Annotated in this window: 20 protein-coding genes and 1 tRNA gene; 1 reads left to right on the plus strand and 20 read right to left on the minus strand. The window is 30.6% G+C overall.

Annotated features, from left to right (window positions below):
• Positions 1-279: 279 nt before the first annotated feature.
• The 3 genes from LBD57_RS02805 to LBD57_RS02815 form a co-directional block, all read right to left on the minus strand.
• Positions 280-1,428, minus strand: a complete 1,149-nt coding sequence (locus tag LBD57_RS02805) for a hypothetical protein (RefSeq protein ID WP_373469825.1) — start codon at positions 1,426-1,428, stop codon at positions 280-282.
• A 145-nt stretch (positions 1,429-1,573) separates the two neighbouring features.
• Positions 1,574-1,981 carry a hypothetical protein gene (locus LBD57_RS02810; protein WP_373469826.1) on the minus strand — a complete coding sequence of 136 codons (408 nt, stop codon included), beginning with the start codon at positions 1,979-1,981 and terminating at the stop codon, positions 1,574-1,576.
• Between the two features lie 71 nt (positions 1,982-2,052).
• Positions 2,053-2,499, minus strand: a complete 447-nt coding sequence (locus LBD57_RS02815; protein ID WP_373469827.1) for a GatB/YqeY domain-containing protein — start codon at positions 2,497-2,499, stop codon at positions 2,053-2,055.
• Positions 2,500-2,602: 103 nt separating this feature from the next.
• Between LBD57_RS02815 and LBD57_RS02820 the strand changes: the two genes are divergently transcribed.
• Positions 2,603-2,675, plus strand: a tRNA-Gln gene (locus LBD57_RS02820).
• A gap of 134 nt (positions 2,676-2,809) precedes the next feature.
• Here LBD57_RS02820 and LBD57_RS02825 read toward each other — a convergent pair.
• The 17 genes from LBD57_RS02825 to LBD57_RS02905 form a co-directional block, all read right to left on the minus strand.
• Positions 2,810-4,138 carry an RNA-binding domain-containing protein gene (locus LBD57_RS02825; RefSeq protein ID WP_373469828.1) on the minus strand — a complete coding sequence of 443 codons (1,329 nt, stop codon included), beginning with the start codon at positions 4,136-4,138 and terminating at the stop codon, positions 2,810-2,812.
• A 112-nt stretch (positions 4,139-4,250) separates the two neighbouring features.
• The gene (gene ribE / locus LBD57_RS02830; RefSeq protein ID WP_373469829.1) at positions 4,251-4,712 is read right to left on the minus strand and encodes a 6,7-dimethyl-8-ribityllumazine synthase; all 462 of its coding nucleotides are present in this window, start codon (positions 4,710-4,712) and stop codon (positions 4,251-4,253) included.
• Between the two features lie 95 nt (positions 4,713-4,807).
• Complete coding sequence (locus tag LBD57_RS02835; RefSeq protein WP_373469830.1) at positions 4,808-6,022, minus strand: bifunctional 3,4-dihydroxy-2-butanone-4-phosphate synthase/GTP cyclohydrolase II; 1,215 nt, start codon at positions 6,020-6,022, stop codon at positions 4,808-4,810.
• Position 6,023: 1 nt separating this feature from the next.
• Complete coding sequence (locus tag LBD57_RS02840; RefSeq protein WP_373469831.1) at positions 6,024-6,641, minus strand: riboflavin synthase; 618 nt, start codon at positions 6,639-6,641, stop codon at positions 6,024-6,026.
• A 2-nt stretch (positions 6,642-6,643) separates the two neighbouring features.
• Positions 6,644-7,720: a bifunctional diaminohydroxyphosphoribosylaminopyrimidine deaminase/5-amino-6-(5-phosphoribosylamino)uracil reductase RibD gene (gene ribD / locus LBD57_RS02845; protein ID WP_373469832.1), complete on the minus strand. Its 1,077-nt coding sequence runs from the start codon at positions 7,718-7,720 to the stop codon at positions 6,644-6,646.
• 297 nt (positions 7,721-8,017) lie between these two features.
• On the minus strand, positions 8,018-10,798 hold the full coding sequence (locus LBD57_RS02850) for an autotransporter domain-containing protein (protein ID WP_373469833.1): 2,781 nt from the start codon (positions 10,796-10,798) through the stop codon (positions 8,018-8,020).
• Between the two features lie 243 nt (positions 10,799-11,041).
• Positions 11,042-11,920, minus strand: coding sequence for a type II secretion system F family protein (locus tag LBD57_RS02855; protein ID WP_373469834.1), 879 nt, complete (start codon positions 11,918-11,920; stop codon positions 11,042-11,044).
• Entirely contained in the window at positions 11,920-12,729 is an 810-nt protein-coding gene (locus tag LBD57_RS02860) for a type II secretion system F family protein (RefSeq protein ID WP_373469835.1), read from the minus strand. The genes LBD57_RS02855 and LBD57_RS02860 overlap by 1 nt, the downstream gene beginning before the upstream one ends.
• On the minus strand, positions 12,726-14,714 hold the full coding sequence (locus tag LBD57_RS02865; RefSeq protein ID WP_373469836.1) for a CpaF family protein: 1,989 nt from the start codon (positions 14,712-14,714) through the stop codon (positions 12,726-12,728). The genes LBD57_RS02860 and LBD57_RS02865 overlap by 4 nt, the downstream gene beginning before the upstream one ends.
• A 42-nt stretch (positions 14,715-14,756) precedes the next feature.
• Positions 14,757-15,587 (minus strand): Flp pilus assembly protein CpaB, encoded by an 831-nt coding sequence (gene cpaB / locus LBD57_RS02870; RefSeq protein WP_373469837.1) that lies wholly within the window; start codon positions 15,585-15,587, stop codon positions 14,757-14,759.
• Positions 15,584-15,763, minus strand: a complete 180-nt coding sequence (locus LBD57_RS02875; RefSeq protein ID WP_373469838.1) for a hypothetical protein — start codon at positions 15,761-15,763, stop codon at positions 15,584-15,586. Before LBD57_RS02875 ends, cpaB begins: the two co-directional genes overlap by 4 nt.
• A gap of 165 nt (positions 15,764-15,928) precedes the next feature.
• The gene (locus LBD57_RS02880; RefSeq protein WP_373469839.1) at positions 15,929-16,438 is read right to left on the minus strand and encodes a TadE family protein; all 510 of its coding nucleotides are present in this window, start codon (positions 16,436-16,438) and stop codon (positions 15,929-15,931) included.
• Positions 16,439-16,441: 3 nt separating this feature from the next.
• Complete coding sequence (locus tag LBD57_RS02885; RefSeq protein WP_373469840.1) at positions 16,442-19,777, minus strand: efflux RND transporter permease subunit; 3,336 nt, start codon at positions 19,775-19,777, stop codon at positions 16,442-16,444.
• A 29-nt stretch (positions 19,778-19,806) separates the two neighbouring features.
• Positions 19,807-21,234: a TolC family protein gene (locus tag LBD57_RS02890; RefSeq protein ID WP_373469841.1), complete on the minus strand. Its 1,428-nt coding sequence runs from the start codon at positions 21,232-21,234 to the stop codon at positions 19,807-19,809.
• 26 nt (positions 21,235-21,260) lie between these two features.
• Positions 21,261-22,724 carry a 23S rRNA (uracil(1939)-C(5))-methyltransferase RlmD gene (gene rlmD / locus LBD57_RS02895; RefSeq protein ID WP_373469842.1) on the minus strand — a complete coding sequence of 488 codons (1,464 nt, stop codon included), beginning with the start codon at positions 22,722-22,724 and terminating at the stop codon, positions 21,261-21,263.
• The gene (locus tag LBD57_RS02900; RefSeq protein ID WP_373469843.1) at positions 22,715-23,677 is read right to left on the minus strand and encodes a response regulator; all 963 of its coding nucleotides are present in this window, start codon (positions 23,675-23,677) and stop codon (positions 22,715-22,717) included. The genes rlmD and LBD57_RS02900 overlap by 10 nt, the downstream gene beginning before the upstream one ends.
• Before the next feature lie 13 nt (positions 23,678-23,690).
• Positions 23,691-24,188: a YajQ family cyclic di-GMP-binding protein gene (locus LBD57_RS02905; protein ID WP_373469844.1), complete on the minus strand. Its 498-nt coding sequence runs from the start codon at positions 24,186-24,188 to the stop codon at positions 23,691-23,693.
• Between the last annotated feature and the right edge of the window lie 180 nt (positions 24,189-24,368).

Genomic DNA, 24,368 nt, shown 5'->3' on the forward strand with positions numbered 1-24,368 from the left:
CTCCCTCCTTCTTTATTTTCTGACCCGCTAAATCCTAGATGCTCTTTCATTTCTTCAAATATCTTGTTCAAATCCTACAAATTCTTTGCTCCCTTCAACTCTTCTTTGTCCATCTTTACTCCCCTTTACTTTCTTTATACTAAACGTTCTACACTTTCTTTTTTACATAACAACCCTAATGGTCCAGGGTCCTTTAAAGCACTCTCTTTAAGTCAAGAAGGTAAGTTTAGGCAAAAATATGGGATTGGATGTTGTCAAATGTCAATTTTATTTAATAAATTACATTAATCCTGTAAGATATTTTTTATCTATAAGCCCTGTATCAACCCATGCTTTAACCATTGCCCCTGTAGGCTCCAAACCATCATCGATTTTTAAAGTTAGTTCTCTTCTTTCATTTTTAAATATTGTAACTTCATTATTCCTCTTATCCCACACACCAACCATTTGACCTTCATAATATAAGTTTTTACTTATTATTGTATCATTAATCGCAACATACAGAGCTTTTCCGTCGATATCATACCAAGTTGTCTCATTATTTGTCTTATTAAACGAATACACTAATTTTGAACCACTCCATCCATATTCAGTAATAATAGCGCCAGCCTGATTTCTTGTATATTGCTGCTTGCCATCTTTATAGTAAGTTGTCTCACCTGTTTTTTTATCATAAGTTTTATCTAAATATACATTACCATTTTTATCTTCTATATATATATATTCACTAATTATTGCTCCACCTTCATTTTCTATATATTTAGGGTTTTGATTTTCATCATAGTAAGTTTTATTACCATACATATCTATTTTTGTAGTTAACATATTCTTATCATTATACTCATATTTTGCTGTACGGTTACCTTCATAATCTAAATCATAAATAGCTCTTCCTTTATCATCAAAAACTGTTTTTGCTTTGGTCAACTCATTAACACTAGCAACCATCCTTTTTCCATAAGAGTCATAAACATTTGTTTTAGTAAGATTTTTATCTTTATCATACTCTTTTACTATTTGTCCGCCAATACCTTTTTCTTTATATGATACAATCTCTCCAAACTCATTTCTAACTTCTGTAATATTTGTACCTATAATACTTTTTTCTTCCTTTTTTAGGTTCCCTTTAGAATCTACTGTTTTAGACTGACCTGAAAGAGAAAAAGTAACACTGCCATCTTTTGATATGCTTAAAGCAAGACTACCTGTAGTTGTAAAGAATTGTCTATTACCTGAAGAATCTGTTGCTTGTATAGGCCTATTAGGAAGAATAGAAACCATATCTTTTGGCTTTGCAAAATTAGTTAAGTCTTCTATAGTTCTGCCTTCAGGACCTATATTATATGGATTTTGGGAAGGAAGGGCACTAAAACAAGGTCTACTAAAGGAAATTACAAAAGTTAATAATAAAGAACTTATTTTCTTCATAATTTCACCTCTCTTTCTTTTCCTTTCCTTACCAATATTATAATAAAACTAATGGAAATCTACTATAGAAGATGTAAAAAATATGAAAACACATATAAACAAATAAAAATCATCTGATTATGTACAATAATAGTTGTCTTTATTTTTATAATTCAAAATTTACAACACTAATCTTCATTCTTATTTTATTGCCATTTATAGTTGTATCTTCAGTTCCTTCTTGTAAATTCTCTGGAGCTAAAATGTTTCCAAAAATAGTAGCCTTTTTGTTTAAGTTTTCTTTGAGTTGTTCAAGCTTGTCACCAACTAAAATATAATACAGGTCATTATCACCTTTTAGATATATTAACTCTTTTCCAGTATCTTTTTTAATTACACCCTTGACTTTTATCATAAACTCTGCTGTTGAGGAAGTTATAGTATTTTGCATTGATTTAGAGGATCTCATATATTTGGCTACTATTACTGGACCTAACGCAACAAAAATAGCTAGTATAGCAATTATTATTCCAAGCACAATCCACTTCTTTTTTGTGTTTGTTGACGGCTCCATAACAAAATACCTCCCCCTATTGAATTAATACAAAACTTATTTATTTGAGCATGCAATTATTATAACATTTTTTATTTACTTTCAATAGTCTTTTTAACCATTTGAGAAATACGCTTACCATCAGCTTGGCCATTTACAGCAATAACAGTTGCTTTCATAACTGCACCAAAACTTTTATCATCAGATTCCCTGTATATTCTTTCAATCTTACTAAACAATTCTTCATCAGACATTTCTTTAGGAAGATATTGCTGTATAATTTGCATCTCGTTACTTTCTTTTTCTATCAAATCATTACGCCCAGCTTTTTGGAAACTCTCTATAGATTCTTTACGTTTTTTTAATTCAGCTCTTAAAATTTTTACAACTTCATTGTCATCTATTTTTATATTTTTCATATCACGAATATTTATTTCGTTTAAAATTCCTCTTACAACGTTGAGTTTTTCCAATTCTTTGGATTTCATATATTTAATTAAGTCTAATTTTAACTTTTTTATCATTCCAGTATCAAACATTTTATCTCTCCATACTAACAATATTTATAGTGTATTATATAAAATGAAAATGTATTTGCCAATCTAACGACTTTTTGTTATAATTTTTACAAAATTAAACATTTGCCCGATGGTGTAATTGGTAACACGTCTGCCTCTGGAGCAGAAGTCTCCTGGTTCGAGTCCAGGTCGGGCAGTTTATTTGGTCGCCATAACTGTCCTTGTGTTAAGGGGCCCTTAATGAATGCAAGGTAATATCATTTTTAACCCCTCAGTATCTAAAAAGAAACAGTAGGGTATGTTAAATTTTGGTCAAATCGAATGTTGAGACCTATTTATTCTTTTCAATTACTTCCCAACGTCCACCTTTGTCAGGACCTACTCGGCGAATTTTCCGCTGTTTTTTTAGTTTTGTCATATTCTTCTTTGCACCTGCATAAGTAAGACCTATTGCTTCTGAAAGTTCTTGTATTGTTATGTACGGTTTTTTGGATACTATTTCAAGAACTTTCTGGTCACTTTTCTGGTCACTTTTTATATCGGTTTTCTTGATACTTTCTTTGTCTATATTTTTATCAAATCTTAGAGATAATCTTAAACCCGACTGAGTAATCTGAAAGGCTTTGCGACCATACAAGCCGACAATGTATGGAATTCCTGAACCTAAATGTTCAACAAGTTCCAAATCTTGAAATATTCTCATAATGCCAGGATTACGTGGAGTAGAACGACCTGTAAAAAACTCTTCCTCTGACATCAACTCAAATATATTTCCATAAGTCGTTATTTCAAATCTGTCTTCAAATATTTCAAAAATAGGAGTGTCTTCTCGAGAATAATCATTATGGACAAAGGCATTTATTATCGCTTCGCGCAGAGCATTTTTATCTACATATTTTTTATCTAAACGCGGTTTTAAACCCTGCTTTTTTGACTGTGTAATATTGGCTACGTCAAGCCTTATTTGGACTTTATTTAACGCCGTAAGTAAACATTGGTCACCGTATTCTTCTTTTTCAAAAGATTTCAAAGTTCTGTCTTTACCTGTCCACTGAGCAAGCCTGATTGAAATTCTGTTTTTATCAGCAAACATATACGCTATTTGATTATATTTAGCATTAGCTGTCAATAATTTCAGATTTTCCGCAAAATGTTCATTCAATTGTTTGCCCTTTTCGGCATAATAAATTTTGAGCTGTTCAAATGTTAAATCTTGCATTCTTGCAGGAATATTCTCTAACGACATAGGATGACGTTTAGACATAAGTTTATTTATCATCTCTTCTGTCATAGGTTGCGAAGCCGAGCCAACGCGGATAAAACAACCAGATTCAGAACGCCCTTTCTGTTTTATGTAATAAGGAGTTTCTGCTCCACTTGCAAGGTTTACTACGATTATTGTTTTACCGTCTTTTACTTGAGTGAAAATATCAAACATCCCCATTATGCTTGGACGTATATTATCTTTAAGTCTGTCTTTAAGTCTGTCTTTGATTTTTAACTGAATTTCATCAGGGTTGCTCACACCTAAAATTGAGCCATCATTCCTAACACCGATATAAATATCGCCACCTTTAGAATTAAGAAAAGCAACTGCTTCTTTTTCAAGAGCTTCTGTAAGTTTTTCCTTGTATTCTATGCGGTTTGTTTCAAGATTCATTTTAATCCTCATCTCTCAATAGAGACAAAACTCTATCCTTACATATTTTACTAGTGTCCATCACAGGATAAAATGTTACAATATCAATTAATAAATTCATATAACTTCTTTTCTAAATCTGCGAGTATAGATTTATCATTTCTATAGCATTCATTGCAGCTTCAGAACCTTTGTTACCTGCTTTTGTCCCAGCACGCTCTATAGCTTGTTCTATAGAATCTGTAGTTAAAATGCCAAAAATTACAGGCACTTTACTATTAAATCCAGCTAAAGCAACTCCTTTTGAAACTTCTGAACATACATAATCAAAATGAGCGGTAGCTCCTTTTATAACACAACCTAAACAAATTACAGCATCAAACTTTTCAGAATCTACAATTTTTTTTGCTAAAGGCGGAATTTCAAAAGCTCCTGGAACCCAAAAAATGGAAATATCATTATCAGATACAGAATGTCTTTTAAGAATATCTTCTGCTCCATTTATTAATTTGGTTGTTATAAATTCATTAAATCTAGAAACAACCATTGCAAACTTTTTTCCTTCTGCTTTAAACTGACCACTAATAACTTTCATAATATTTCTCCCTTTATACAAACTCAAATAAGTTAATGTTTTTAGAGACCTTTAGTATATTAAAACCTCTGGGTTATTAAAACTCATCCTTAAATTTACATAATATTTAATAAATGCCCTAACTTTTCTTTTTTAGTATTCAAATATTTTTTGTTAGATTTATTTGATTTAATTTCAATAGGAACTCTATTTGCAACTTTTAAACCATATCCTCGAAGACCTACTATTTTTTTAGGATTGTTTGTCATAAGATTTATACTTTTTATACCAAGACATGCTAATATTTGAGCTCCTATGCCATAATCTCTTAAATCTGGAGCAAAACCCAAAGCTAAGTTTGCTTCTACAGTATCCATACCCTTTTCTTGGAGTTCATAAGCTTTTAATTTATTAGCCAGTCCTATACCTCTACCCTCTTGATGCATATATAAAACAACCCCTTGTCCTGCCTGTTCTATAAAAGTTAACGCCTTTTCCAGCTGATCGCCACAATCACATCTTAAAGAATGAAAAATATCTCCAGTTTCACATGAGGAGTGTACTCTTACTAAAACATTTTTCTTGTTTTTAACATCACCTTTTATTACAGCCAAATGAGAATTTCCTGTTATCAAATCTTCAAATAAGGTAAGTTTAAATTCTCCAAATTTTGTAGGAAAACAAACACTTACAATTTCTTTTACAACTGTTTCTTTACTACGTCTATACGCAACAAGCTCTTCAATGGTTACAATTTTAAGTTTATGTTTTTTAGCAAATTTCAATAAATCTGGCATTCTTGCCATAGTACCATCGTCATTGATTATTTCACATATTACACCAGCTGGATAAAGCCCTGCCATTTGAGCTAAATCTATAGCAGCCTCAGTATGTCCAGTACGTGTTAGAACCCCTCCATCTTTACATTTTAAAGGGAAAATATGGCCTGGTTTAGCAAAATCGTTTGGATCAGCTGTTTCGTCTATAAGTCTTTTGACAGTTGCAGCTCTATCATGAGCAGAAATACCTGTTGAAGTGCCAATTTTACAATCCACAGAAACCGTAAACGAACAACCTTTCTGCTCTGTAGAAATATTAACCATATCATCTATCTTAAGATTTTGAAGTCTTTCTTTTTGCATTGGCACACAGATAAGTCCCCTTGCAAATTTTGACATAAAATTTATTTTTTCAGGAGTGATTGTCTGAGCTGCACAAACTAAATCGCCTTCATTTTCCCTATTTGGATCATCTACAACAATTACCATTTTGCCAGATTTAATTTCTTTTATAGCATTTTTTACTGACACAAAATTTTGTTCCTTTTTCATATTAAATAAATCCATTTCCTTTTAACATTTCAATACTAATGCTACCTGATCTTTCATTTGTAAATTTTTTTACATATTTTGACAGTATGTCAATTTCTATGTTTGCTTCATCATTATTCTTTTTCAGACTAAAAATTGTACTGACAAATGTCTCTGGTATAATAAAAACTTCAAACCCAAAATCATATACCTTTGATACTGTAAGACTAACGCCATCAATTGCAACAGAACATTTTGTTATCATAAAATTAAGAAAACTTTCTTTACAATTAAAAAGCACTTGATAAAAATTGTCAATTTTTTTTATATCTCTTATTTGTACCGTTCCATCAACATGACCACTTACAATATGACCTCCAAGTCTTGATGAAAATTGTAAAGCTCTCTCCAAATTTACCCTTGAATTGATTACTAATTTAGAAAGAGCTGTGTTCTTATTTGTATAAGGGCTATAATCTGCAACAAAACTATTTGCTTTTATTATAGCCGCAGTTAAACATACTCCATTGACGGCAATACTGTCACCTTTTTTTATCTCTTTTAAAGATGTTACTATTTCTATTTGAGAACTAAAAATATTTTTTACTATACCGATATCTTCAATTAAACCTGTAAACATTTTTAACCCTTACTTTCCCCAATTTTACCTTTTATAAAAAAATCAATGCCTATTTTTTTTACTTGCATTTTTTTTATATTTAAACTTTCAGATATTTTTTTTACACCCTGACCACCGACAACTGGGATTGATGTTTTTCCACCTATTATTTTTGGAGCAATAAAAAAATATATGTCATCTACACTTTTTGAAAACAGTGCTGAAGCAATAATTTCACTCCCTCCTTCTATTAAGATTCTTTTTATTGAAAAAGAATTCAGTCTTTCAATTATTAAATTAAAATTTCTTTTGGACGCTTCAATATTTATTGGAGTAAGTATTACTCCCTCTTTTTTAAAATGTTTTGGAATTTTTGAAATATTCTTATCATAAAAAATTATTGTATTTGCTCGATTATTAAACAATTTATAAGATTTTGGCAGTTCCAGCTTAGGATCTATGACAACCCTTATTGGATTTTTTAGATTTTTATTATGTGACGTAAGCAATGGATTATCTTTAAGTGCTGTATTTTTGCCAACCAAAACAGCATCATATAAAGTTCTCATTTTGTACACTAAATTTCTTGCCTTTTGAGAAGTTATCCATTTAGAATCATAGCATCTGGTTGCTATCTTACCATCTAAAGTCATTGCGGCTTTAATAGAAACTAAAGGTTTTACTTTTAAATGTCTCAAATAATCTTTTATTAAAATTGTTGATTTTTTTTTAAAAAGTCCCTCATGAACTTCTATGCCATTTTTTTCTAAAAATTCCTTTGTCCCAAAATTTTTCTTATCTTTCACAGCATAAAAAACTCTTTTTATTTTGGCATTTACAATTGCAAGTGCACAAGGTGGACACTTCCCATAACTATTGCAAGGTTCTAAAGTAACATACAAATCAGCACCTTTTGCATTTTTACCTGCACATTCAATAGCATTTATTTCAGCATGCTTTCCACCAAAATATTTATGCCAACCTCTACCAACAATTTTGTCATCTTTAACTACTACACAGCCAACTTGCGGGTTAGGAAAAACTTTAGGTTCACCCTTTCTTGCAAGATTTATTGCTATTTGCATATATTTATTATTCATAAAAATAAAAAAACCTCAAAAATATTATTTTCGGGGCTTAAATAAATTATTGTTCTTCTCTTGTCCGGACTAAAGCAAAAATAGTTAATTTACAATATTTTAGTAAACTATTATTGCTGTCACCGTCGGCACTAGGTTTACACTAGTTCAGTCTGCATAAAAATGCAGAGTCGCAGGCTTAAAAGAATTTCTTTATCACTGCCGGTAAGGAATAAGGCAATGCCTTTCACCTTCCCCGAAGATTTACATTTATGTGCATATTTTATTTATTTTTTTTAGACCAGTCAAATATTTTACCTAGGCACGTTTATAGAAATCAGTTGGCTGTGTAGTAAATTTATAATTAAACCCAACATTCCCATAATAATCATTTTGATGTTGAGAAAATCTACTGTTCAAATTTAAATAAACAGACAAATCTTTGGAAGCATCATATAAAATACCTGCCCCTATAGAAGTTGACGCCATATCACTCTTCAAACCTTTAATATCCATTTCTTGTGTACCATTTTTAAATGAACTCTTAAAGTTTCCTTCTTTGCCAAAACACAACAAATCAGCTTGAGTAGATAAATACCACTTAAATTTACTATTTATACCATTATTTACTTTAATACCCAAAGAAGAATTTACCCTATTATAAGAACCATCAAAGACAATTAAGTTTGCATCTTCTGCGCCAGTCTCAGAAAACTCATTTCTTGTAACGTGTGAGTAGTCTATATCAACAAACGGCTTCATACAAAAATTATTACTAATATAATAGTTATAAGAAATTTCTCCTGACGAATTAAGACTGTACCCTTCAAAATCAGCACTAGTATTTCTATTTAAATAATCAATATTCCTAGAAGCAAAATAACTTTGTCTTTCTCCAATAACAAAAGTTTTAATTTCAAAATTATTCTCAAAAAATATAGACAAGTAACTACCAACATTGTACCCCTTAATATCTATTTTATCTCTATTTTGTTTAGATTTCATATCTCTATAACCTATAGCTATCCCGAAAATCCTACTATCTTCCCTTAAGGTATCAAAACCCACTTGAGCACCGTTACTCAAAATATTAAAATCCTCTGGAGACTCTAATGTACCTTTAAAATTATTTTGAGCATTAAAACCTTGTACCCAAAAATTTCTCTTATAAAAACTGTCATTATTAGGGTAATAACTTCTATCTAATCTGGACAAAATATTATTTTTATACGTATTAATAGTTGGTACCGTTATAGCATTTGCATAAATATGTCCAGACAAATTAAGCAAAGCATTTTTTTTATCTGAAACACTTGCCATTTTATCTACTACATCTATAATATGAAATAAATCGTTTTGGGATTTACCATAGTCTCCATCTAGAGAAAAAGCAACCTGCCTTTCATTGTCTGTCAAACTGTCAATGTTATTTAACTCATTAACATAAATGTTAAGATTGGCAGACTTCCAAGAAGCATGGTTTCCAGTATCATAAGTTATATAAGAGTTTACTCTATGCATTATATTACCCTGACCATTAGTATTATCTATCAAAATATTACCTTGAGCATTTTGTAAAGAAGAAATAAAATTGTATGTTACAGTTGTTTTATTTACACCAACAAAACTTATTTTAACTTTAGTACCATCTAAATCAGCAGAATTTGTAATAACAAATTTATCTATATTATTACTTTGTAAATCCAAATCATAATAAAATAAAGCACTCGAGCTAAAAGTAGATATTTCTATCACATAGTCTTTTTTCCTATCTAAATTAACTGTAACTGCTGATGAAAAAAAAACATCGTCGCTTTTAAAACTTGACCCCTTACCAAAACTTAAATAACCATCTAATACATTAAAAGTTGTTAGAATAAAATCCCCATTAAGATTAAGAGTTCCTCTGCCAATTTTATTTATAACATCATTACCACTGCTAGAACATCTTATACCACTATTTAGAGTTATACTGCGCATATCTCTGGTATCTAAAGTTAAAGTGTTTAATGAGGCACCAGTAGAATGCCCTCCCATATAAATATCATTTCTTTTAATTTCATTTTTTATTGCCATACTGTTATTATTAAATAAAACATCACTAGTAATAGCTCCTATATAAGAAAACGTACTATCGTATACATAAATTGCTCCTCCTTCTTGAGCAGATTTATTATCGCTAAAAGTAGCGCCATCATTTATTATTATCCCTTTTGAAAATATAGCACCACCTTGAGAAGATGTAGTTTCATTGCCTATTGCAGTAACATAAGATCTAAAAGATACGTACCCTGCGCTAGAATAAATAGCGCCTCCACTTCCATCTGCCTTATTATAAGAAATTATAGTATTACTACTAAATCCTATGTTATTTAAAGCAAAAATAGCGCCTCCACTTCCAGCAGCAACATTGCTTGAAAGTTCTACAGAAGCATAAGCTGACATAAATATAACACTTCCACTAGAATAAATAGCACCACCATCATAAGCTTGTCCAGAATGTAAGGCCTTATTATTTATAAAATAAGCACCACCATAAAATGTAGCAGTACCTACTGCACACAAGGCACCACCATTATATGCAGATGTATTAGAAAGAAATGCTATAGTATCAGTAGGATTTGAAATCCAAATATTTCCTCCAGCATAAACTGCACCACCACATGCACTAGAAGTATTTTGTTCAAAAAATATGGTTCCATTCAAATTAAAATCGGGAGTATCGGTATATATTGCCCCACCTCCATTATTGCTACCTGAAAGCCTGTGACTACCTTTTTGTAACGTAATATTATTTATTGTTACATATCCTTGTCCTGTATCAAAATTAAAAAACTTATTACTCGATGCACTTAAAGTTCTTTTAATACTTTGGCTATTTGAACCTATTATAGAATTGTCAACAATTGATCGTGGAGAAGAAATATCAAAATCCCCAAAAAAAATACCTGGATTAGAATTTGAGATTTGACTCCACTTAGAGTCATCGTTTACATCACTTTGAGTTATGAAATCTATATCTGCATAGCAATAGAAAGGAAGGAAGTTACAAAAAAGCAAAATAATAAATCTTATTACTTTTAACCTTTTTATATTCATATTTAGAATTCTATACAATATTTTTTGTTTTGTCTATAAAACTAAGCTCTAATTTTTATTTATTATTGTTACCAATTTTCAGAAAAAATTTTAACATGTGGGCAAACTCCAATATTATCATCAAAAGATTCCAATTCATCTCCATAAAAGCATATTCAAGTTGTGTAAAATTTAAATTTCATACCAAAATACATTTTTTAAGTTGAACCATATGTAAGCAAATGTAACCTCATAGAAATTTACTTAAAATCCTGAGTTTAAAAAATTAATTGCAATTGGCCCAAAAATAACTATAAAAATTGTAGGAAATATTAACAAAATTAAAGGGATAAGAATTTTGATAGGAGCTTGATAAGCCTTCTTCTCTGCACGAGAATATATATCATTTCTTAAAGAATTTGATAAACGTTTAAAAGACTCTGCCATACCAGAACCTGAATCCAAAGAAGTGTCAATTACTCTAACAAAAAAAGAAAGTTCTTTAATGTCTGTTTTACTAACCATATCAGAAAAAGCATCCTTTTTATCACACCCTATGTATATCTTTGACAAAGCATTTTGAAAATCTTTAATTAAAGGGCCTTCCATTATCTGTACAACTTTATTACTAGCTCTATAAAAATCCAAGCCAGAATCTAACATGATTGACAACAAATCTGCCATATCTGGTAATTGTCTTAAAATAAGATCTTTTCTTCTTTTTAATTGCTCTTTAAGTTTTATAAAAGGTAGAAAAAATCCTCCTAAAAAAACTAAGATAATAACTAAAATATCAATACTAACAAACATTACACAAATTATACCGCCCAGTACACCTAACAATATCTGTAAAGCAAAAAACTCATAAGGATCAATTTTTTTGTTATCAACGCCAAGAGAGTATAAATTCAATTTAATATTATTGATGTATTCTAGGAACTTTTTATTTTTTATATATTTAAACCAACATCCTAATTTTGACGAGATCTTAAAAATAAGAAATTTTATAAAATTTCTATTTTGAGTTTTGTTGATAAAATTATCTACTTTACTTGCTTTTTCAATTTTAGATATTTTGTTACATATAATAAAAACAAGAAAAAATACAAAAATTGTAAAACTTAAATAAAAAAATATTATCATTAAAAATCTATCTCCGTAATTTTTCTTATCACTAAAGATCCTAAACTAACCATAATAACAACTATTAGAAGTAGGATATTGCCTGCAAGAGTCACAAACAAAGGACATATCATGTCCGGTTCTATTAAATACATCATAAAAATTATAATAAAAGGGACTAAAGTGACTATATTGCCTGAAAGTTTTCCCTGAGATGTTAATGCATTTACTTTTGACTTAGTTGCAATTCTTTTAGATATCAGTTCTATGATTTGTTCAAATATATCCTTTAAGCTAGCGCCTGTATCTTTAGATATTTTAATTGTATTCAACACGAATTTAAATTCCTTACTACTCGTTTTAGAAGATACTTGTCCTATTGCTTCATCAAAACTTAAGCCTAAAGTTATAGAATCAGAAATTTGCTCAAATTCGCTTTTTATTGGTTCTTTAAGTTCGTTTTTTACATCAACTATAGCATTTATTACAGTACGTCCTGACTGTAAAGAATTTTTTATGATAGTTAAAGCTTCTACAATTTGTAAATCAATAAGATTTGAAATCTTTTGTTTTTTTAAATAGGTTAAATGCCAATCAAAGTAACTATATAAAATGCACAAAATAACTGAAAAGATGATGTTCTCTATTGCAATAAAAGATACAATAAATATCCCAAACAAAATGACAAATCTTTTTCTTTTAATAATTAAGTTCTTAAAATCTATTTTCTTATTAATTTTTTTATTCTTTGTTAAATTAATGCTTAAAATAAAATATATTAAACAAAATACAAATATAGATAAAGAGACCAAAAATAAAATTTCTCTCATTTAAAACACTCTATATCCACACTAAACCCATTTTGATAGGCAGAACTTATAAATTCTGGGATATAATCACAAAACATAAAGTCTCCAGCAACTACACCATTGCCAAAAGATTTTTGAACATATTTAAAAACAGGCTTTATTTCATATATATTATCGTCATTGGTTTTATGTATTTGAGAAATTGAAGATATTTTTCTTGATCCGTCTTGATACCTTGAAAGTTGTACAATAATATCAACGGCGGAGACAATTTGTGTAATTATAGACCTCTCTGGGATTTCTATCCCTGACATATAAATCATAGCCACAAGTCTAGAAATAGCATCTTTAGGAGAGGTTGCATGCAAAGTAGTGAGACTACCTTCATGTCCTGTAGACATTGCCTGAAGCATATCTAACGCTTCTCCACTACGACACTCGCCAACAATTATTCTATCTGGTCGCATTCTTAAAGCATTTATAACAAGCCTTCTAATCTTTATTTCACCAGTTCCTTCTTGAGACTTAGGTTTACTTTCAAGCCTTACAACATGTTTTTGTTGCAGGTTGAGTTCTGCAGAATCTTCTATAGTTATTAGTCTTTCATTTTCAGGAATAAAAGAAGAAATTATATTTAGTAAAGTAGTTTTACCTGTACCTGTACCGCCAGAAACAATAATATTTTTCTTTAATAGTACGGCGAGTTTTAAGAATTCTACCATGTCTTGATTTATACTTTTTGCAAAAAGCAAGGAATCTATTGAAAGTTTATCTTTAGAAAATTTTCTTATTGTTACAATACTGCCATCCAAAGATATAGGACTTATTACAGCATTAACCCTAGACCCATCTTTAAGTCTAGCATCTACAATAGGAGAAGCTTCGTCAACATGTCTTCCGACTTGATGAATTATTCTATCTATAACTGTTTTAAGATTTGCTTCGCTGGAAAATGATAAATCTGTCTTAAATATTTTACCTGACTTTTCCACAAATATATTTTGATGTCCATTTACCATTATCTCTGTAATTGAAGAATCTTCTAACAAATCTTCTAAAACTCCAAGTCCTGCTATCTCATCACAAAGTTCCTTACTTAACCTATTTAAAATTTCTTCCGGTATGTTTAAGTTATTAGTTTTTATTATTTTAAACACTAGACCTTTTGTAATATTTTTCAATTTTTTTTCATCTTTTTCTTGAGCAAATTCTTTTATTTCCTCTATAAGAGTTTTTTGCAAATTATTTTTAAGTTCTTTATAAACATTTTCATTTTGATAATAACTATAATTAGAATTGTCTGTAGATTTTGTTTGCAAAGAATTTAAATTTACAATTTTTTCCAAAGCTGCAACATAGGGATTTGTTTTATCTCGATATGAAAATGTCGGAGACAATATTTGTTTTTGAAGAGAACTGCTAAAATCAGTATCAATAATAGCACCTACACCAAAATCTAATAACATTTTGTCACAATAAAAGTTATAGTCCAAATTAAATCTAAACAAAGTAAAATTTAGTTTACTATTAATAACTCTATATTCTTGCAAAAATAAAATCGTATTTTTTGTAGATAAACTATCAGAAAAGAAAGGTATGAGGCAATGTTTTGCTTCCTTAATTAAACGTAAAACATTTTCGCTTTTCTGATAAGGTAAAATAACATAAACATTTTTAAAATATTCATCTAAAACAAACAAAAGATATATGACACTTTCTATACTATCTATGTTCTCCACTGGATCTTTAATACACAGTATACTGCTAGACCTGCATGTAAATAAATAATCTTTTATAATATTAAAGTTTCCAGTTGTTAAAGCAGGCAAAACATCTTCTATATACTTTATCGAACTTTTATAAACAGACCAAAAAACACTGGAATCTGGCACTGAAAAATCAACAATTATACTATCAGCTTTTTTATTAAGATTTATTGAATCTAACCCAAAAGCTATAAGGGTACACTGTAATAGAGAAGAACCTTCTGGAGATATCAAAAACATTTTATGCCTCAAATAAACTATTAGGATTTTAGAGAGATCATGTTACTTACTCATGCTTGCATACTTATTTATTATCTCCAAAACTTCTTTTTGATTTGTAAGTTTTATGTCTTTTGTATAATTTGGATTATTTACAACTCTTGATAGATCTTTAATTACAGATGTAACTTTTAAAGGATCAATGTCATAATCTTTTGTGTCACCAGTAGGTCTTATTAGGTATTTCAAACTCCCTTTTTGAGAAAAAAGAATAACTTTTTGGGCATCTTGTGTAGACAAAGCTAAAGTTAATATACTAGTATTGCCTATCTCATCATCTTGTTTTCTGGCTGCCCCTATATAGTTATTGCCTACAGCCAAGACCAAAACATTTTGCACTAAAGAAAATACTGTCTCTTGTAATTGCTTATTAGAGTCTGTGTATTCTATTGCTGCAAAAATATCTATCTTGCTGCCAGGAGATAAAATGCCTATACTATCCATATCAAAAGTTATAGATATAGCTTTTTTCCCTTCTGGAATTAAATTGCTTATTCCATATTCGTTTATCTTTGATAATTTGCTTGATAAGACTTGTTCATTTTCTTCTATTGTATTTAATGATATGTATTCGCAGGCCCCATCCGGTAAAAAAAGCTCCTTAATACCATTAAATACTCTTGGTTGAGCATACTCTTTAGGAACATATTTTTCTAAAAGCATATCTTGTTTTATAACCGTCCCTTGAGGTATAACCTGTGAAGCTACAACGACCTTAACTGGCTCAGTCATTACTTTATATTTTGTTTCTAGGTCCGATATATAAATATATGCAAAAAATACAGAAAGGATTGCAAAAATTAAAGCTATAAGTAATATTTTCTTATTACTCATAACTTACTCTTTATCTGCCTTTTGAATAACCTACTTGCGCTTTCAAATTTACTTTTAACTTTTTTTCCTAAAGATTTATATGCAACAAAAACTATGCCTACAACAACTGCCACAATAAGAATATATTCTACCATTCCCTGTCCCTTGTGTCTTCTAATCCAATTAAAATTTAGCATTGATGTCGCTCCTTTATTTTTACTCTAAAATCCTTAACTCATATCTTACTGCGCCATCTTTGGCTCTGCTGTGTTAAAAAACTTGTGTTTATCACACGATAAACTCCTATATTTCGCCTCGCTCTGTCAAAATATTCACAGAAATTATATGCAAGACAGACTCATTTATTTGCGCCATGTATATTTTTTACTTCCAGTTCCTGATAAAACTTCTAGTTTCGATCTTATTTTAATAGTTTCCTTGCCAATAACCTTCAATATTTTAGGTATTTTATACGAATATGTTATCTCTACAAAAGAATTTTTTGGTACTAGTCCTTTAACAATATCTAAAGAGCCAAAACTTGGAATATCTGGCTTTATAAAATCTATGTCAACGTCAACAGGTTTATAGTCATTTATCTCCACTTTTACAATAAGCCTATTTAGATCTAAAACTCTGCCCAGAGTCTTTGCATCACAAAGATAATTTTTTATGTCATTTTCTATATACTTTTTATCAAAATTAGTATAGGTAATTAAATCTATGCCATATTCTGTAGCTGTTAATATTTGTTGCCACGTTAACATAAGGCTAGCAAACCACACAACTGCAAAAAGAAAAACAACAATTAATGGGGCTATTAAAGCAGCCTCCACTAACGCTTGCCCCCTTAACTGTTTAAGATACTTCATAACTTATAAATCTTGTTTATGAAGTTGTTCTTCTGTATAATCTATCATTCTCTTTTCAGGTCTTTTCGCAAGTCTTCTCAAAAATAATCTTAATTTATCCATATATTCAAAAATTGCAGGTACGACAATTAATGTAAGAACTGTAGAACTTATAACGCCTCCTATAACAACAATTCCCATACCTTTTCTAAACTGGCCTACTTCGCTAAGACCTAACGCTGTTGGTAACATCCCAGCTATAAGAGCAAAAGACGTCATAAGTATAGGACGAAGTCTTACTATGCCAGCCTTTATTATAGCGTCATCAATATTTAAGCCGTCTCTCATCTGCTGTTGGATATAGTCTACTAAAAGTATAGAGTTTTTTGCCACAATACCTAACAGCATTATCATTCCAATAAGCGTAAACATATCTATTGGCTGCCTTACCATAAGTAGAGCCAAAAGCCCACCTATAATAGCTAAAGGAAGAGCTATCATAATTGTAAATGGTGTAATAATAGACTCATATAAACTTGCAAGTACCATAAAAATAAATATAAGAGATAACCCCGCAGCAATGATAATACTCTTAAACATTTCCGCCATGTCTTCAGCATTTCCAAAAAGTCCAAACCGCACATGTTTCCATTGTTCTAGATTTTCAGGTTTTGACTTTTCTTCATTAAATATTCTAATAGCTTCTTTTTGTATTTCGTTTATTGTCCCGCCTGCTGCAAGATTACCCTCAACTGAAATATAACGTACTCTATCTTCTCTAAATATTTGAGTAGGCCCTTCAGCCATTTTTAGAGAAGCAACATTCTTTAACTTTACAAGCTTATTATTTACATTGTTTATATAAATAGCATCTAAATTTTGAGCGATATCCTGCTGGTCTTGAGCAAATCTAACTTTTATATCATACTCTAAACCATTATCTCTAAATTTACCTGCCAAGGCGCCATCTATCATGGCTCTTACTTCATTTCCTACAACAACAGAACTTACACCGTAATCTTCCATTTTTTTAGGATCCATCTGTATTTGCACTTCGGGTTTGCCAATTTTATAGTTGGAATGCACGTCTACAAAATAAGGTATTTCTTTAAACCGTTTTATTAAAACTTGAGACACATCATACAAGACATCTATATTGTCTCCATTGAGTTCCATAATAAACTCGCTTTCCCCACCACCGCCAACACTCTGCCTCACTATGGAAACTTCCAATTCATCGCCAAACTTTTCTTTAAAAACTTCTCTAAGATAATCTTTCATTTGCGAACTTGAACGTGTTCTTTTAGAAATATTCTTGTTTTTCTTTTTACTAAAAAGCCCAAAAAATTCCCCTTTAGATTCTGCCGGAATCATTTTTACATACATGCTTGATTGACTTGCAAGGTTAGAAAACATTCCACTTTGCCCTACTGCCACAGAAACAAGCTCTATATTTGGATCGTTCATTAATATTTCTTCAACTTGTCTAGTATATCTATCCATTTGATCTAAAGAAGTGCCTGGCTTTGATTGCAAGTTAATATTAAACTCGCCCCATTCAGCAGCAGGCATAAAGGTAGCTTTTAAATATTTTTTTGCCACGCTAATAGTAAAGATAAATATAAACGCTGCAATTATAAGAGTCGTAAATTTCCAACTTATAGAAAAACGGTTCTTATTTTTACCAAATTCAAAATCTACAACTTTTGCTTTTACAATAAATAATATTAATTTTTTATATGCTCTCTCCAAAATGTTAAAACATAGATTAAACCACTCTACTGTAAACTTTCTAAAAATTTTAATTATAAATTCTTGAGGTTTACCTTTTTTTGCTTTTTTAGCATTATGGTCAGGAATCATATATGCTGAAAGTAAAGGAGCAATAGTTAAAGCGTCCAATATAGATATGAACATTGCAAACACAACTGTTAACCCAAATTCTTTAAAAAATTGCCCCATAACACCACTTAAAAAAGCTACAGGCAAAAATACAGCAATCACAGTGCTTGTAGTGGCTATAACTGCTAAAGTAACCTCATTTGTTCCATCCAAAGCCGCTTTTATAGGATTTGATCCTTCCTCATAATGCCTAAAGATATTCTCTCTAACAACAATAGCATCGTCAATCAAAAGACCAACAGCCAGCGATAAAGCCATTAAAGACAATACATTTAAGCTAAATCCAAATGCATACATAAAAACAAAAGAGCCTATTAAACTGTTTGGCAAAGAAAGCGCTGTAATAAAGGTTGAACGCCAACTAGCTAAAAATAAATAAACTACAATTATTGCAAGAAAAACGCCCTCAATAATTGTGGATTTAACATTTTCTATGTTCATTCTTACGCCATGCGCAGAATCTGAAATCATAGTAAGCTGTGGTCGCCCATCATACTGTAAATACTTTTGATTGACTTCGGCAATCTTTTTCTTTATCCCATCTGATATTGCTACGTCGTTACCTTTTGCTTGTCTATAAATTTGCAAAAGAAGAGCAGGCTCAGAAGCAAAATTACCATTTTTTTTAATATCTATTCTTGCACGCGAAACTTCTTTTTCAACCCCATCCTCTACAGCAGCAACATCTCCAACTGTAACACGTCTATCATTGCCTAAAAAATTTACAACAACATCATTAATCTGAGCAACAGATCTAAATTCCCCCAAAGTTCTAAATTCTACTTCGTTTGCACCTCTGTTTACTTTTCCAGCAGGGATATTTAAAGAATTAGATTTAATTTTTGCTGCAAGAGATGTAAGAGTGAGCTCATAATTTTTAAGTTTGTTCTTATCTGCATTAATATGTATTTCTCTTTTTTGTCCACCAATAATGTTTATCTGCGACACTCCAGAAACTTGAGCTAAATCTTTAGAAACTACATCGTCTGCAAAATCATACATCTGTTTAGGTGTAAGACCCTTTGCCTTCAAACTGATAGTTCCTATAGGAAGGCTGTTAATATCTGCCTTCATTATTACTGGTTCTTTTATATCGTCAGGTAAGTCAAGTCTAATTTGCCCGACTTTGTCTCTAACTTCTTGAGTTGCAATGTCAGGATTTTTTGAAAGTTGGAATTCACAAAAAACTACAGACATATTATCTTGATTTATTGAACTGACGTGTTTTAAAGCGGAGACACCACTGACTGCATCTTCTATAGGTTTTGAAACAAGCTGTTCAATTTCAGCTACGCCTGCACCAGGGTAAGAAGTCATAATTAAAACATATGGAAATTCCACATCAGGGAACATTCTCACGCTAAGTTTATTTAAAGAAACAGCTCCCAAAATTACAAACACCATAAGCAACGCTATTATAAAAGTCGGGCGTTTAATTGCTATTTTTGCTAAATTCATTATATTATCCTCTAAACTTTAATTTACTTTTACTTATTGTAATTATAAAATGCTTTTGCTGTCTCAGATATTCTAATAAGCTCCAAAATACTTCCAAGAACATTTAGCGTAGCGTCATCTAAAGCTTGTTCTGTCTGTAAAACTAAATAAGTTGTAGTTCTGCCTGTTTTTAATAATTTTTCATCTTCTTGTTTTCTTTGTTTTTGTATTTGTTCTATTTCTACAGCAAGAGTATTTTTTAATTTTGCATCATTCCAATCATCTAAAAATTGCTGCCAATCATTATTCTCTTTAATGGATAATGATTCTGCTTTTTTTTGAGCTGAAATCTTTGCTGCTTCGTAGCCTTGACTTAATATCCCTCTTAATTTAAAGTTTAAAGGCAAACTATACTTTAATCCTATCGAATATGAAGGTTTTTTGGCTTTTGTTAAATCATCTTGAACAATATCAAGCTTAGTGCTTACACTATTAAGAGCATATTGTCCACTCAAAACTAAATCGGCTCCACTAGTCTTTTTATTTGCTATTTGATCATACATAGCACTGTTCACATCTTCTAAGCTAGAAAGAACATCCAGTCTTGTACAATTTTTTTCTGGCTCGTAATCACTATTAAAAAATTCCCCTTTTTCTTCAAACTTTTCAACGTCATATTTAATATTCACATCTGCAATAGCCAAAAACTGATTTACCACTCTGTTTGCTTTATTTTCTTGTTCACAAGCAATTTTTAAATTCAAATTGCCAAGCTTTACTGCTGCTTGAGATTGCAAAATATCTGCCTTTTCTGCTAAGTCCATACTAAATCTTTTTTGGTTCCAGTCCAAAATTTTTTGTACTCTATTTAAAGCATTCTTCCTAAAATCTACAACCGTTTTTGCATAAGATAAATTCCAATAAGCCATTTTTGCATTAAGTAAAAGGCTTTGTTTTTGATACTCCAGCAAATACAAAGCCGCCTTTGCGGTAGCTCTAGACTTTGCAATAGAGGCTTTTGTAGAAGCACCATTTATGTCTTTTAATAACGACTGCTCTAATTTCACAAACGGAGCAACATCAATAGTGCCAAGATCTTCGTCTTTATCTGCAATTTTATAGTTACTCTGAGAACCGTTTAACCCAACAGAAACTTGACTACCAAAGCCAAACATCTTATTTATAGCTGCATCACAAGCAAATTTCTCTATCTCGTCAGGTATAAGATCTAAAGAAAGAGGCCTTTTACTCTTATCGTCAGCATAATTAACTCCTACATTTAAAGAATACGAATACGCCATTTCTAATTGAGCAAGTTTTCCCTTAACCGCATCAATGTTTGATTGTATAGACTGTAACTCACTATTATTTTTTAAAACTAAATTTAAATAATTGTCCAAATTTAAAACATCTGCATATACACTTGCGGCAAAACAATAACACAAAAAAACAACTACTACTCTTACAATCTTGTTCATTTACTTACATCTCCTATTCATAAAAACTAATTTAAGGATTTCTCTAAAAAACCTAACTCTAACCTGCCTTGACCTTTTGGGTTCCCCCTTTCCACCTTTTTTATGAGTGCTTTTCCTTTTTTTTTCGTTAAAGCGGTCAAGTCAGATTCTAACGCTACCACAACCTCGACATGACTAGTGTGCGCAAATACATCGATAGGTACAATTTCTGTCAAATTGTACTTGCCACTTTCAACAATAATTTGTAAGTCTCTTCCTAAAGTAGAAGGATTACAAGAGACATAAACAATTCTTTTTGCTTTTGAAAAAAGCAAAAAATTAATGACTTTTTCTGTAAGCCCAGCACGAGGGGGATCAACAACTACCAAGTCAAAGTTATACTCTGTTGTATCAACCCAATCCTGACAACTAGCAACAAAAAATTGAGCATTATTGATATTGTTCAATATCAAATTTTCTTTTGCACTTGCAATTGCCTCAGGTATTATATCTACACCTACTACTTCTTTAACACTACAAGCTACAGATAAACCTATAGTACCCGTCCCACAATACAAATCCAATAATGTATCATGTTTGGAAGGTTTTAAAAGTTTTAACACCTGATTATACAAAATTTCCGTGCCTTTTGAGCTTGTTTGAAAGAAAGAAAAAGGTGAAATGTTAAAGTAGAAATCTTTACTGCCAACGTTAAGTTTTTCTCTTATACAAGGCTTTCCATGCAATAAAATAAGTTTATTTACAACTACAGCATCTGACCTTCTAGAATTTATAGTCCAGTACAAACTATCAACAAAAACTGAAAGCTCATTTACAATAGGTCTTAATACATCTTGCCCCATTGTAGATTCATTTGTCACTATATTTACAAGAAGTTGGTTATTGTTTTGAGCTTTACGCAAAACTACATGTCTAAAAAAACCTTCATGTTTTTTATTGTCATAAGCAAACAGTTTACTTTCTTTAGCAAAATGTTTAACAATATCTACAACTTTAATAAAATCTTTGTCACATATATAGCAAGGTGGAACTGGGACATACTTATTGAAATTTCCTTTCTCATGAAGTCCTAAGTCTACAGTGCCCCTACTGTTAAAAAAACTGAATTCCATTTTATTTCTATAATACCATTGTAAAGGACTTGGTATTATCGTAGAAATATTTAAATCTGTAAAGCTTAAAAGTTCTTTTAAATACTCTTGTTTTAGAATTAATTGATTTTCGTAAGACAGGTTCTGGAAATAACACCCTCCGCAAATACCAAAAGAACTGCATCTAGGATTAATTCTATCTTTAGATTCTAAAACAATGCTCTTTAAAATACCATCTCTATAAGTTTTTTTGTCTCTTACAACTAACACTTCTGCAGTCTCTTTTGGCAAGAGCCAGTCTGTAAACAAGACTAAACCATCTTCACATCTGCAAAGAGATTGCCCAGGAAAAACAATTTTCTCACAAACGACATTTATAATCTGATTTTTTAAGGACATGAATTTACTTCTTTCAAAGACTTTATCTCCTCTTTTGCAGCTTCTAAATCTAAAAGAGTGGCTTGTAATTCTACAATTTTAGCCTCTAACTTCTCATATAGTTTAGTATTGTTAATAGATTGAACCATTTGGGAAACAAAAACTAAAATATTTCTCAAATCTGACTGTGTAAATATGACATCATCAGAAGTCTTTGTGAATACTAAATAACCAATTATTTCCCCGATAAAAACCATCGGATAAACTAAAACGCTTTTAACTTCTGTTGTAGAGTCAAATATATCAGAGAATTTTTCTGTTATATCACTACTATTGATAATTAAAGGCTCATAATTACCTGATTTTCCTTGATGAATTTTAGAAACAAAAATTTCCAATTTTCTTCTATAAACATCAAATATAGGGATAGAAGACGCTGCTAAATACATTTGTTTTTTCGTATCTTCTAAAAAAATTGAAACATCGTTTGATGAAATCGCATTCTTAAGAAGAGATATAAAAACTGGAAAAAGCTCTTCTAATTTTACGCTTGAAAATATAGCAGTTGAACTTTCGTATAAGGCTAAAAGTATTTTAAGTTCCCTTTTTTCCATAGCTTTTTCTACTAGAGCAGAAAGTTCATCTATGTTAAAAGGTTTTTGAACAAAATCGTAAGCTCCACTACGCATAGCATATAATGCATTGTCCATAGTAGCATGCCCTGTCATTATTACAACTTCCGTTTCTGGAGATTTATCTTTTATAGTTTTTAAAAGAGTAATGCCGTCAACTTTGGGCATTTTTATGTCAGAAACCACTACATTGATTTTGTTGGAAGTAATTTTTGATATTGCGTCTTGCCCATCAACAGCAAACAAAACATCATAGCCCAAACTTACAAACTCTTGAATCAAGAGATCTCTTATAGCTTGCTCATCATCAACAATTAGAATCTTACCCTTGCTTACAGACATTTTTCACCTCTTATTATCTATAATTAGTAAACTGTAAAGGCAAAGAAAAAGAAACTTCTTTTAAATAAGCTATTACCTGCTGTAAGTCGTCTTTTTTGGGAGAAATCACTTTTACTTTTGAGCTATCTATTTGTGTCTGGACTTTTATTTTAGAATCTCTGATAAGTTTTGATAACTCTTTTGCTTTATCTGAAGGAAGTCCAGAAACAATTTCAGCAACCTGCCTAATATACCCTTCAAAAGCTTTTTCTTGAGTTTTATAATTTAAAGACTTTATAGAAACACCCCTTTTTGCAAAACGACCCTCTAACATATCTTTTAAAGCTTTCATTTTATAATCGTCATCTGCAACAAGTGTAATCTTTTTATCATTTTTATTTAACTCTATAGAAGATTTACTCCCTTTAAAGTCAAATCTATTTGAAAGTTCTTTTTGCGCTTGGTTAACAGCATTTTCAACTTCCATCATATTTACTTCAGAAACAATATCAAAAGAAAATTTATCAGCCATTTCAATTCTCCAAAAATAATCTATTTAACATTACCTTTTATAATTATATACACAAAGAAAAAAATGAAAAACAACATAAAAACATACGCTGGCCAATCTGACACAAAATCAATGTACATTTATTCCTCCTATGCCAATATTTAAAATGATTTGTATTGTACTTTTTTTTATATTCTGTAT

It is taken from the genome of Candidatus Endomicrobiellum cubanum (assembly GCF_031278955.1).
GTDB classification, from domain to species: Bacteria; Elusimicrobiota; Endomicrobiia; order Endomicrobiales; family Endomicrobiaceae; genus Endomicrobiellum; species Endomicrobiellum cubanum.

Excerpts from the sequence above, each read along its gene's own strand:
- LBD57_RS02805 (WP_373469825.1), bottom strand. The coding sequence starts at position 1,428 with ATGAAGAAAATAAGTTCTTTATTATTAACTTTTGTAATTTCCTTTAGT.
- LBD57_RS02810 (WP_373469826.1), bottom strand. The coding sequence starts at position 1,981 with ATGGAGCCGTCAACAAACACAAAAAAGAAGTGGATTGTGCTTGGAATA.
- LBD57_RS02815 (WP_373469827.1), bottom strand. The coding sequence starts at position 2,499 with ATGTTTGATACTGGAATGATAAAAAAGTTAAAATTAGACTTAATTAAA.
- LBD57_RS02825 (WP_373469828.1), bottom strand. The coding sequence starts at position 4,138 with ATGAATCTTGAAACAAACCGCATAGAATACAAGGAAAAACTTACAGAA.
- ribE (WP_373469829.1), bottom strand. The coding sequence starts at position 4,712 with ATGAAAGTTATTAGTGGTCAGTTTAAAGCAGAAGGAAAAAAGTTTGCA.
- LBD57_RS02835 (WP_373469830.1), bottom strand. The coding sequence starts at position 6,022 with ATGAAAAAGGAACAAAATTTTGTGTCAGTAAAAAATGCTATAAAAGAA.
- LBD57_RS02840 (WP_373469831.1), bottom strand. The coding sequence starts at position 6,641 with ATGTTTACAGGTTTAATTGAAGATATCGGTATAGTAAAAAATATTTTT.
- ribD (WP_373469832.1), bottom strand. The coding sequence starts at position 7,720 with ATGAATAATAAATATATGCAAATAGCAATAAATCTTGCAAGAAAGGGT.
- LBD57_RS02850 (WP_373469833.1), bottom strand. The coding sequence starts at position 10,798 with ATGAATATAAAAAGGTTAAAAGTAATAAGATTTATTATTTTGCTTTTT.
- LBD57_RS02855 (WP_373469834.1), bottom strand. The coding sequence starts at position 11,920 with ATGATAATATTTTTTTATTTAAGTTTTACAATTTTTGTATTTTTTCTT.
- LBD57_RS02860 (WP_373469835.1), bottom strand. The coding sequence starts at position 12,729 with ATGAGAGAAATTTTATTTTTGGTCTCTTTATCTATATTTGTATTTTGT.
- LBD57_RS02865 (WP_373469836.1), bottom strand. The coding sequence starts at position 14,714 with ATGTTTTTGATATCTCCAGAAGGTTCTTCTCTATTACAGTGTACCCTT.
- cpaB (WP_373469837.1), bottom strand. The coding sequence starts at position 15,587 with ATGAGTAATAAGAAAATATTACTTATAGCTTTAATTTTTGCAATCCTT.
- LBD57_RS02875 (WP_373469838.1), bottom strand. The coding sequence starts at position 15,763 with ATGCTAAATTTTAATTGGATTAGAAGACACAAGGGACAGGGAATGGTA.
- LBD57_RS02880 (WP_373469839.1), bottom strand. The coding sequence starts at position 16,438 with ATGAAGTATCTTAAACAGTTAAGGGGGCAAGCGTTAGTGGAGGCTGCT.
- LBD57_RS02885 (WP_373469840.1), bottom strand. The coding sequence starts at position 19,777 with ATGAATTTAGCAAAAATAGCAATTAAACGCCCGACTTTTATAATAGCG.
- LBD57_RS02890 (WP_373469841.1), bottom strand. The coding sequence starts at position 21,234 with ATGAACAAGATTGTAAGAGTAGTAGTTGTTTTTTTGTGTTATTGTTTT.
- rlmD (WP_373469842.1), bottom strand. The coding sequence starts at position 22,724 with ATGTCCTTAAAAAATCAGATTATAAATGTCGTTTGTGAGAAAATTGTT.
- LBD57_RS02900 (WP_373469843.1), bottom strand. The coding sequence starts at position 23,677 with ATGTCTGTAAGCAAGGGTAAGATTCTAATTGTTGATGATGAGCAAGCT.
- LBD57_RS02905 (WP_373469844.1), bottom strand. The coding sequence starts at position 24,188 with ATGGCTGATAAATTTTCTTTTGATATTGTTTCTGAAGTAAATATGATG.